9 protein-coding genes are annotated in these 10,655 nt (G+C 62.1%); 4 read left to right on the top strand and 5 right to left on the bottom strand.

Annotated features, from left to right (window positions below; genetic code table 11):
- Window positions 1-831: methionine adenosyltransferase (metK, locus tag CAPSK01_RS16555; RefSeq protein ID WP_034929483.1), on the bottom strand; the 831-nt coding region annotated here is incomplete at its 3' end.
- A 239-nt stretch (window positions 832-1,070) separates the two neighbouring features.
- Between metK and CAPSK01_RS16550 the strand changes: the two genes are divergently transcribed.
- The 4 genes from CAPSK01_RS16550 to CAPSK01_RS16530 all read left to right on the top strand — a co-directional run bounded on the left by CAPSK01_RS16550 (window position 1,071) and on the right by CAPSK01_RS16530 (window position 5,578).
- Window positions 1,071-1,985, top strand: coding sequence for a lysophospholipid acyltransferase family protein (locus CAPSK01_RS16550; protein ID WP_273703881.1), 915 nt, complete (start codon window positions 1,071-1,073; stop codon window positions 1,983-1,985).
- Window positions 1,985-3,112: a glycosyltransferase family 4 protein gene (locus tag CAPSK01_RS16545; protein WP_034929168.1), complete on the top strand. Its 1,128-nt coding sequence runs from the start codon at window positions 1,985-1,987 to the stop codon at window positions 3,110-3,112. Before CAPSK01_RS16550 ends, CAPSK01_RS16545 begins: the two co-directional genes overlap by 1 nt.
- Window positions 3,109-3,933: a lipopolysaccharide core heptose(I) kinase RfaP gene (rfaP, locus tag CAPSK01_RS16540; protein WP_034929165.1), complete on the top strand. Its 825-nt coding sequence runs from the start codon at window positions 3,109-3,111 to the stop codon at window positions 3,931-3,933. The genes CAPSK01_RS16545 and rfaP overlap by 4 nt, the downstream gene beginning before the upstream one ends.
- 223 nt (window positions 3,934-4,156) lie before the next feature.
- Entirely contained in the window at window positions 4,157-5,578 is a 1,422-nt protein-coding gene (locus CAPSK01_RS16530) for a lipopolysaccharide kinase InaA family protein (protein ID WP_034929159.1), read from the top strand.
- A gap of 7 nt (window positions 5,579-5,585) precedes the next feature.
- Here the strand turns inward: CAPSK01_RS16530 and msbA are convergent, their stop codons facing one another.
- From msbA to CAPSK01_RS23475, 4 genes are all read right to left on the bottom strand, one after another.
- A complete protein-coding gene (gene msbA / locus CAPSK01_RS16525) occupies window positions 5,586-7,376 on the bottom strand; it encodes a lipid A export permease/ATP-binding protein MsbA (protein ID WP_034929156.1) in 1,791 nt (596 codons plus the stop codon).
- A 150-nt stretch (window positions 7,377-7,526) separates the two neighbouring features.
- Window positions 7,527-7,727 carry a hypothetical protein gene (locus CAPSK01_RS16520; protein WP_034929153.1) on the bottom strand — a complete coding sequence of 67 codons (201 nt, stop codon included), beginning with the start codon at window positions 7,725-7,727 and terminating at the stop codon, window positions 7,527-7,529.
- A 274-nt stretch (window positions 7,728-8,001) separates the two neighbouring features.
- Window positions 8,002-10,296 (bottom strand): penicillin-binding protein 1A, encoded by a 2,295-nt coding sequence (locus CAPSK01_RS16515; RefSeq protein ID WP_034929149.1) that lies wholly within the window; start codon window positions 10,294-10,296, stop codon window positions 8,002-8,004.
- Between the two features lie 100 nt (window positions 10,297-10,396).
- A complete protein-coding gene (locus tag CAPSK01_RS23475) occupies window positions 10,397-10,519 on the bottom strand; it encodes a hypothetical protein (protein WP_273703880.1) in 123 nt (40 codons plus the stop codon).
- Window positions 10,520-10,655 lie beyond the last annotated feature (136 nt).

The raw sequence follows: 10,655 nt of genomic DNA, 5'->3' as shown, positions 1-10,655 counted from the left end.
CGAGCGATCGACCTTCGACGGGTCCTTGCCCGAGAAGGCGCCGCCGCCATGCCGGGCAGCACCGCCGTAGGTATCGACGATGATCTTGCGGCCGGTCAGACCACAGTCGCCGTGCGGGCCGCCGACCACGAAGCGGCCGGTCGGGTTGACCAGATAACGGGTCTTGCCGGTCAGCAGTTCCGGCGGCAACACCGGTTTGATGACTTCCTCGATCACGGCTTCCGAGATCTGGGCATGTGATACGTCTGGACTGTGCTGCGTGGACACGACGATGGTGTCGATCGCCACCGGTCGGCCGTCGACATATCTGACCGTGAGCTGGCTCTTGGCGTCCGGCCGCAGCCACCGCAGACGACCGTCGCGACGTACTTCGGCCTGGCGCTGCATGATCCGGTGCGCGTAATGGATCGGTAGCGGCATCAATGACGCGGTCTCGTTGCAGGCGTAGCCAAACATCAGACCCTGGTCTCCAGCGCCCTGGTCGAGGTCGATTCCCTGCCCTTCGTTGACCCCTTGTGCGATATCCGGCGATTGACGGTTGATTGCTGTCAGAATGGCACAGCTTTTATAGTCGAAACCGATTTCGGAGTCGTCGTAGCCGATGCGGCGAACCGCCTCCTGGGCGATTTCGCGATAATTGATATGGGCCTTGGTGGTGATTTCGCCCGAGATGACCACCAAACCGGTCGACACCAGGGTTTCGCAGGCGACCCGGGCCGGCGGATCATCGGCCAGAATGGCGTCGAGGATGGCGTCGGAAATCTGATCGGCAACTTTGTCCGGATGGCCTTCGGAAACCGATTCCGAAGTGAAAAGGTACTCTTTGCTCAACTCTTTGCTCACGCTAGGTCTGCTCCAAATGAAAAACCCCGAAACGGCTGCGTGGCCGGCTTCGGGGTACGAGCTGACGACGCTTTAGCAGTATTTGGTGGACGCTTCACTTCAGCGGCCCTCCGCCCTGCAAGTTGTCCTGATTAACTCGGCGGATGGATAATTATAGTTTTACTTTTCTCGGCGGGTCAAAAAGTTCTGACCGTCTGCTGCCAACTTTCTCACATCCGGACTCACGCGTGATCACCCTGTTTCGTCTTCTCAGCCACCTGCCGCTGGCGTGGCTGCATGTGCTCGGCACGTTCCTCGGCTGGCTGACCTGGCTGCTGTCGCCCACTTATCGCCGGCACATGCGCGAGAATATGCTGCTCGCACTCGGTGCAGACGAAACCCGACGGATGCGCTCGACAGCCATCGGCGAAGCCGGTAAGGGCGCGCTCGAACTGGCACGAATCTGGCTGCGACCGCTCGCCGAGACAGCCGCGCGTGTCGTCGAGATATCCGGCTGGGAACTGGTGGAAGCCGCTTCCCGACGCGGCAAGGGGATCCTCTACCTGACGCCTCATCTCGGCTGTTTCGAGATCACCGCGCAATACCTGTCCACGCATGCGCCGATCACGGTTCTTTACCGGCCACCCCGGCAGGCCTGGCTGCAGGCCATGATCGAAGCCGGGCGGGCGCGTACCCAGTTGCACCTGGCGGCTGCCGACCTGTCCGGGGTGCGCAGTCTGATCAAGGCTCTCAAACGCGGCGAAGCGGTCGGCATGCTGCCCGACCAGGCGCCAAAAGCAGGCGAAGGTCGCTGGCTCGACTTCTTCGGCAGACCCGCCTATACGATGACACTGGCGGCACGGCTGGTCGAGAGCGGTGCCAGCGTGATCATGGTCTGGGCTGAACGCCTGCCTGCGGGAGCCGGTTACCATTTCCACCTGCAGGAACCGACACAGCCGATCCGCGGTACCATCGAGGAGCGTGCGCAACAGATCAACCACGAGATCGAACATCTGATTCGCCAGTGCCCGGGGCAGTATCTCTGGGGTTACAACCGTTACAAGCAGCGTCGTGGCAGCACGCCGTCGGGGGCGGCGCCGACCGGTGTGGGCGAAGATGCGCCGCAGCACGCGGCGGGCAGCAACGGTGTGGGCAGGGATTGATGCAGATTGCCTTCTGCCTGTATAAATACTTTCCGTATGGTGGCCTGCAACGGGATTTCTTGCGCATCGCGCTCGCCTGCCAGGCGCGCGGCAATGCCATTCGGGTGTACACGCTGGAATGGCGCGGCGATATCCCGGCCGGTTTCGAAGTGGTGCGGGTGCCGGTGCGGGCGTTGACCAATCCGCGCCGCTATGCGAAGTTCAGTTCCTGGATCGGGATCGATCTGGCGAAAAACCCGGTCGATCGGGTCGTCGGCTTCAACAAGATGCCGGGCCTCGACGTCTATTTTGCTGCCGACCCCTGTTATGAAGACCAGGCCAGAACGCGCATGCTGCGCAATCCACTCTACCGGATGACGGCGCGTTATCGCCATTTCTCGGCTTACGAGCGTGCGGTTTTTGCAGCGCCTGGCCAAACCGAGATTCTGCTGATTTCACCGCGGCAGAAACCGCTTTTCCAGAAACACTACGGCACTCCCGATGCGCGCTTCCATCTGCTACCGCCAGGCATCGCCCAGGATCGGCGGGCGCCAGCCGAGGCCCCGGCAATCCGGACCGAATTCCGCGACGAATTCGCTCTTCAGGAGGAGGATCTGTTGTTGCTGCAGATCGGTTCCGGCTTCAAGACCAAGGGGCTCGACCGCAGCCTGAAAGCACTCGCCGCCTTGCCCCCCGTGCTCCGCGGTCGTTGCCGGCTGATCGCCATCGGGGATGATGATGCCCGACTCTTCCTGGGTCAGGCGCGTGCCCTCGGACTGGCCGAGCGTGTCAGCATCCTGCGCGGGCGCAGCGACATTCCGCGTTTTCTGCTCGGTGCCGACTTGCTGATTCATCCCGCTTACCACGAGAACACCGGCACGGTGCTGCTCGAAGCGGTGGTGGCCGGCCTGCCGGTGTTGACCACTGCCGTTTGCGGTTACGCGCATTACATTGCCGAAGCGGACGCGGGTCTGGTCGTTCCCGAGCCTTTCGAGCAAGCGTGCCTGGATCAGTCCTTGGCGCAGATGCTCGATGACTTGCCGGCGCGCCGGCGTTGGCAGCAGAACGGCCTGGCTTTTGCCGAGCAGGCCGACATCTACAGCAATGCCGAACGGGCGGCCGAGATCATCCTGAAAAACCGGCCATGAGCACTGACGAGTGGTTTCTCGAAGAACCCTTTCGCTCGTTGTGGGCGGGCGAGGATCCTTTCGTCGCTGTCGAAGCGCTCGAAGGCCAGGTGTTTCGCGAACTGGAGGGGCGCCGCACCTTGCGCAGCGAGGTCGCAGGTCGTGGCTATTTTGTCAAGATTCATCATGGCATCGGTTGGGGGGAAATTTTCAAGAATCTCCTTTCGCTGCGTTTGCCGGTTCTCGGCGCACAGAACGAGTGGCGGGCGATCCGGCGGCTGCAGGAACTCGGCATCGACAGCATGCATGCCGTTGCTTTCGGCCGGCGCGGCAGCAATCCGGCGCGGCAACACTCGTTCATCGTCACCGAGGAACTGACGCCGACGGTCAGTCTCGAGGACTACTGTCTCGGCTGGGCGAACAATCCCCCTGCCGTTCGCCTGAAACGCGCGCTGATCAGGTGTGTGGCCGATTCGGTGAGGCGGATGCACCAGGGTGGCGTCAACCATCGCGACCTCTATCTCTGCCACTTCTTGTTGCACCTCGACCCGAAGCCGACGCCGGAGCGCTTCAGGCTGTCTCTGATCGATCTGCATCGCGCCCAGCTCCGGGCCAGAACGCCACGCCGCTGGCGCGACAAGGACCTTGCCGCGCTCTATTTTTCGGTTCTCGACATCGGCCTCACGAAACGTGACCTGTTGCGTTTTCTGGTCGCGTATTTTGGTCGGCCGCTACGCCTGTTGCTGCGCGAGGAGGCCCCATTGCTCGCCTCGCTGGCGAGCGAACAGCAACGTTTGCAGACGCGTTTCGCACGCAAATCCGCCGCCGGGGAAATGACATGATCCGCTGGTCCCTGAATCCAGAGTACGCTGCCAGCGTCGTCGCAACCATTTTCGGTGACATCGATCGCGTTTGTTCGCTTCAAGGCGACCTGATTGCCCATGACTCTCTGAGCCGCGTGCTGCGCGTCAGCGCCGGAGGTCGGCGTTACTGCGTCAAGCGCTACAGCGGTACCAATCGTGCGTTTTTTTGCGGGTCGCGAGTAGGCGGCGCCCGCCCGAGACGATGACCCTGGCCGGCACCCTGCAGGCAGCGGGCCGCCATCCAGCACTGCCTTTTCGGGTGGCGCTTGCCGATGGGCGTCAGCTCGACATGCGCCGCCTGTTGCGCGTGCTGCCTGGCAAGCGCCTGGTCGGCGAGGCCGAACTCGCCGGCCAGCGGGTACTTGCCAAGCTGTTCATCGGGCGCCGCAGCGAAAAGCACTGGCGGCAGGAACGCGCAGGCCTCGAAGCGCTCGTTCTCGCCGACATCCCGACGCCGGCACTGGTCGCCGCCATGCCGATGGCCGGCGGCGGCCATGCGCTGTTGACGGACTTCCTTGATCCGGCCGAGAGCCTGGCCGAATGCTGGGCACGTGTTGCCGGGCGCGCCGCCAGTGACAACGAAACGCTGTCGGTCCTGGCGCCGGCGTTGACCATGGTTGGGCGTCTGCACGCCGCCGGGCTGGTGCAGGACGACCTGCATCTGGCGAATTTTCTGCGCCACAACGGTCGCTTGCTGGTGATCGACGGCGATGCGGTGCGCGTCGTCAGTCGGCCACAAGCGCTGCCGATGGCGGACGCCTGTGCCAATCTGGCCGTGCTGCTGGCACAGTTGCCTGTCGAATGGGAAGCGCAGTGGGCGGCGCTGCTGCCGGCTTATCGGGCTGGGGCGGGGGAGGTATCGCCCGATCTGTCGGTCTTGCGCAGCCAGATCGCGCGCGTCAGGGCTTGGCGTTTGCGTGACTTTCTGGCCAAGACCGTTCGTGATTGCACCTTATTCGCTGTCGAGCAGAGCTTCACTCGCTTCAGCGCAGTGCTGCGTCAGGATGCCGAAGCGCTGGCGCCGCTGCTCGCCGCGCCGGACTGCGCGATCAGCGCTGGCCTGACCTTGAAGGACGGTGGCACCTGCACGGTCGCCCGGGTGCGCGTCGGCGACCGCGTGCTGCTGATCAAGCGCTACAACCTCAAGGGGCTGAGGCACGCGCTCGGCCGCCTGTGGCGCCCGAGCCGGGCCTGGCATTCCTGGCAGGAAGGGCATCGGCTGCAGTTTCTCGGGATCCCGACGCCGGCGCCACTGGCGCTGATCGAGGAACGCTACGGGCCACTGCGCCGGCGCGCCTGGCTGGTCTGCGAATATTGCCCGGGGCCGAATCTGCTGGCGCACTTATCTCCCGACCAGGCACCCCCTGCGGACGAGGCGCGGGCCATGCTGAATTTGTTCGAGTCGATGCACCGGCAGCGCATCAGCCACGGTGATCTCAAGGCGACGAATCTGCTGTGGGATGCGGGGCGCATCCTGCTCATCGATCTTGATGCTCTCGTTCAGCATCGCTTGCCGGTGGCGCATACGCATGCCTGGCGGCGAGATCGTGCCCGCCTGCTGCGCAACTGGCCGGCTGCTTCGATTCTCCGGCGCTGGCTTGACGATCACCTGCCGGCGGCTTGACGTTGGCTCATGCCGCCTCGTCCTGAAACTGCATGGCGTGCAGGCGTGCGTAGTGGCCGTTGGCGGCCAGCAACTCCGGGTGGGTGCCACGTTCGACGATGCGCCCCTGTTCCATGACCAGGATCTGGTCGGCCTTTTCGACGGTCGACAGGCGGTGTGCGATGACCAGTGTCGTCCTCCCGGCCATCACCCGATCGAGGGCGTCCTGGATGTGACGTTCCGATTCGGTATCGAGCGCCGAAGTCGCTTCGTCGAGAATCAGGATCGGTGCATCCTTGAGCAGTGCCCGGGCAATCGCCAGGCGCTGGCGCTGCCCGCCCGACAGCGTCACGCCGTTTTCACCGATCAGCGTGTCGTAGCCGTCTGGCAGGCGGTCAATGAACTCGCTCGCAAAGGCCGCTTCTGCAGCTTTTGCGATCGCCGTTCGCGGCGCAGTCGAAAGGGCGCCGTAGGCGATGTTGTTGGCGATGGTGTCGTTGAACAGCACCACCTGCTGCGTCACCAGCGCAATGTGCCGGCGCAGGTTGCGCAAGGTGTAGTCCTCGACGTCGACGCCGTCGATCAGGATTTGACCGGAGTCGTGGCGATAGAAGCGGGGAATCAGGTTGGCCAGGGTTGACTTGCCACTCCCCGAGCGTCCGACCAGCGCCACCATCTGCCCGGGCGCGACCGAGAGGTTGACCCCGTCGAGCACGCACTGCGTAGTCCCGGCATAGACGAAAGAGAGGTCCTTGATCTGCAGATGACCGCTGACATGATCCCTTTCGACGTGGCCATGATCCGGTTCCGGGACTTCGTCGAGCTGGGCGAAGATGCTCTCGGCACCCGCCAGACCTTTCTGAATCGTGGCACTGACTTCGGATAACTGGCGAATCGGTTTCGGCAACATGCCAGCTGCGGTGATGTAAGCGATCAAGTCTCCGGCGGAGGAATCGCCGCGCAGCAACAGGACCAGGATCAGCAGTACCGCCATCGTGCTGAAGGTGACCAATTGCAGTGCCGGCGTATAGCCGGCAACAGTCTTGACCATGCGCAACTGCTTGGCGGTGTTGTCTGCGCTGGCCGCCCGGAAGCGTGCCGATTCATAGTCCTCGCCGCCGAAACTGCGCACCACCCGGTAGCCCTGGATGGTTTCCGACGCAATATGCGTCAGATCGCCCATGGCGACCTGTATTTTCCTGCTCTGCTTGCGAAACTTGCGGCTGGCGCGGCTGACCATCAGGGCAATGATCGGCAGGATGGCGACCAGTACCAGGGTCAGTTTCCAGTTCATCCACAGCAGATAACCGAACAGGAAGATGACGGTCATTCCTTCGCGTATCACCACCTTGATGGCTTCGGTCGCCGCGCCGGTGACCATCGTCACGTCATAGGTAATGCGCGAGATCAGATGCCCGGAGTTATGCTGGTCGAAATAGGTGTTCGGCAGGCGCAACAGGCTGTCGAAAAGAGTGCGCCGCAGATCGTCGATCAGTCCCAGCGAAACCCTGGCCAGGTAGTAGGAGCCGAGAAAAGAGCCAATTCCTTGCCAGGTGACGACCATCACCAGCAGCAGGGGCATGCCGTAGATCAGGTCGATCTCGCCGAGCAGCGGGACAGCCAGTTGCGTTGCGCCGCTGGGTGCATTCAGTCCATCGACGAAATATTTCAGAATTGCAGCCATCATCGGTGACGATGATGCGAACATCAGGTAACCCAGCAGGCTGATCAGGAACAGGCCGAGCAAAGGGCGCAGATAGCCCAGCAGCCGGAAATAGATACGCAATGAGGAGACAGGCGGAGTATTCGCGGATGGCATTCTTTGGCCGGGCCGGAAATTCTGACGCCGGAGTGTAACACGTTGCCCGGATCAGTCTGGCAGGCTGGTGGCAATGGGTTGGCGGGCGACTGCAGTGCTGGCTGCGTCCTCGTCCCCCATCCGGAAGGGCCGTGCCTTCCGGGGTTCTCTTCAATCGAGAGTGGCGGGCACCCTCTCGTAGATTGCGGCGACCTGTGCCGCGGACACGCCAGGTAATTCCGCCGAACTGCCGAGCCGGGTCTTGAACTCGCCAGCGACGCCAAAAGCGGCCAGCAGTGCTCGGCCTTCCTCATCCTCCGGCCGGATCAGCAGTGCGCAACCATCATCTTCCATAACCATCATCACTTTCATTGCGACCTCCATGTTCGCCCGACTCTCGCACCGGACAGGCGGGCCTGATTCGCAGCGGCTGATCAGTTGACTGGGCGCCCGCTGCTCCCGCCAAGGCTGAAAGGTCAGCAGATGAAGGCGTTGACCTCTTGAATAAGTGTCGCTGATCTGGCGCTGCGGGAGGAAGGAAGTAGTGCACAGTTGTGCCCCTGCGAGAGGAGAGGAGGGAGATTCGTGAGTCGCGCACGCGACTTTCACATGAATGATGAAGACCCGGGCCGCTGACGCGAGCCGGTTAGTCCTCCGGCTTGCTGCCTTGGTCGACGGGCGGTTCAGGTTCCAGTTCGACTGGCGCGTTCTCCTGGTAGAACAGTTCCTGAGCCGGACCCTTGCCACTTCCGGGTGAAGCCACCGAGACGAGGCCTTCGGGAGCCGGGAGGAAAGCTTCCGGAGCATCCTTGAGCGCCCTGGCCATATAGCTGATCCAGGCCGGCAGGGCGGCCGTACCACCGGTTTCGCCCGCGCCCATGTTGCGTGGCTGATCGAAGCCGATCCACGAACAGCCGACGACCGTTTGCTGGTAGCCGCAGAACCAGGCATCGACGTGTTCATTGGTGGTGCCCGTCTTGCCTGCGAGATCCCGACGCTTCAGCGTCGCCGAAGCACGCGCCGCCGTTCCATAAATGGTGACGTCACGCAGCATGCTGTCCATCAGGTAAGCGTTGCGCGGGTCGATCGCGCGCAGGCTTTCCTCACCGGCGGTGATCGGTTCCACGCGCGCAAGCACCTGCTTCTTGTCATCCTGGATCTCGCGCACGACATAGGGTCGAATGCGATAGCCGCCGTTGGCAAAAACGGCGTAGGCGGTGACCATTTCCCAGGGCGTCACCGAGCCTGCACCCAGGGCCATGGTCAGGTAGGGCGGATGTTTGCTGGCCGCAAAGCCGAATCGGGTAACGTAGTCCTGGACAAAGTGTACGCCGCTCGCCTGCAGAAGCCGGATCGAGACCATGTTCTTCGACTTGGCCAGCGCGGTGCGCATGCGTATCGGGCCTTCGTACTTGCCGTCGTAGTTTTTGGGCTCCCAGGCCTGGCTGCCGGTCACGGCAGAGGGGAAACTGATGGGCTCGTCATTGATCACGGACGCGGGGGTGAAGCCCTTTTCCAGTGCCGCCGAATAGATGAAGGGCTTGAAGCTCGATCCGGGTTGTCGCCATGCCTGCGTGACATGATTGAACTTGTTGCGGTTGAAGTCGAAACCGCCAACCAGCGCGCGGATCGCACCATCGTGAGGATCGGCGGCCAGGAAAGCGGCTTCCACTTCCGGCATCTGGACGATACGCCAGTTGTTCTTCTCGTCAGTCTGAACACGAATGATCGCACCACGACGCAAGCGTTTGTTGGGCGGTGCTTTCTCGTCAATCATCCGGGCCGCAAACTTCAGGCCGTCGCCGCTGATGGTGACGATCTCGCCGCCACGGCGGTAGGCACGAATCTTCCGGGTGTCGGCCTGCAGCACGATGGCCGGGTGCAGGTCGTCCGGATCGTGGAAATCCAGCAGCAATTCATCCAGTGTTTCGTCCTGCTCCGACTTGATCCCGTCGATGTCGACGTAGGCCTCGGCACCGCGGTAACCATGCCTGCGGTCGTAGTCCATCACCCCGCGGCGAACGCTGAGGTAAGCCGCTTCCTGATCATCCTTGAGGATCGTGGTGTACACACGCAGGCCGCGCGTATAGACGTCATCGGGAAAACGCTCGGCAGCAATCTGCCGGGCCATTTCGGTGACAAACTCGGCGTGCATCGGCATTTCACTGACGTCGCGCCGAATGACCAGGGCCTGATTGAGTGCAGCCTGGTATTGCCGGTCGGTGATGAAGCCGAGCTCGTTCATCCGGTGCAGGACATACTCCTGGCGGACACGGGCACGTTTTGGATTGACCACCGGGTTGTAAGCGGAGGGCGCTTTTGGTAGTCCGGCAAGCATGGCGACTTCGGCGATGGTCAGGTCGGCTAGCGGTTTGCCAAAATAGATTTGCGCGGCAGCGGCGAAACCGTAGGCGCGCTGTCCGAGAAAGATCTGGTTGATGTACAGTTCGAAGATCTGGTCCTTGCTGAGATTGCTTTCGATCTTGAACGCCAGCAGCGCTTCGTAGAGCTTGCGGGTGTAGGTTTTTTCCGATGAAAGGAAGAAGTTCTTGGCGACTTGCTGGGTGATTGTCGAGGCGCCCTGGCGCTTGCCGCCGCTCAGCAGGTTGGCGTGCAGCGCACGCAGGACGCCCAGCGTATCGACGCCGCCATGCTGATAAAAGCGCTCGTCCTCTGCCGCCAGGATGGCTTGTTTCATGATCGCCGGAACGTCCTGGATGCGGACGACAGCACGGCGCTCCTCACCGAACTCGCCGAGCAGATAGTCATCCGCAGTGTATACCCGCAACGGGATCTTCGGCCGATAGTCGGTCAGAATCTCTAGCGATGGCAGGTTCGGGTAGGTCAGGCTGAGGATGATGACCACCATCGCAATGGCGATCGCCGCAATTCCGAGAACAACCACCATCGGATAGATCAACCAGCGGAGGGCAGTAGACAACAGGGCGTCCGGAAGAAAAGACAGGTACCCGACATTATATGCTCTTCCCTCATGACAGGCGCAGCGTCGTCACGGTGGATCGCCATATCGCGAGCAGTCTTCATTCCGTTATTTCCCGGCCAAACACCCCAATGCGCTGCGCAGCTTCCACTTTCGCCGTTGACTGCCGGTGCGTCTGATGTACAAAATACTGCACATCTAGTGCTGCATCGGAGGTCATCATGGGTATTTCCGCAAGCGACTTCATCCCCCTCTCGCACGCCCGGGCGAACTTCTCCGAACTGGCTGAAGGTAAGCGTTTAGCCCCCTACGACCGGTGAATGTCAAGGTAGTTGTCGCCTGAGTTCATGTTGCCAAAC

Origin of the sequence: Candidatus Accumulibacter vicinus (assembly GCF_000584955.1) — a bacterium.
GTDB lineage: Bacteria > Pseudomonadota > Gammaproteobacteria > Burkholderiales > Rhodocyclaceae > Accumulibacter > Accumulibacter vicinus.
The sequence above is the reverse complement of the archived record's forward strand: the minus strand, read 5'-3'. Positions and strand labels throughout refer to the sequence as shown.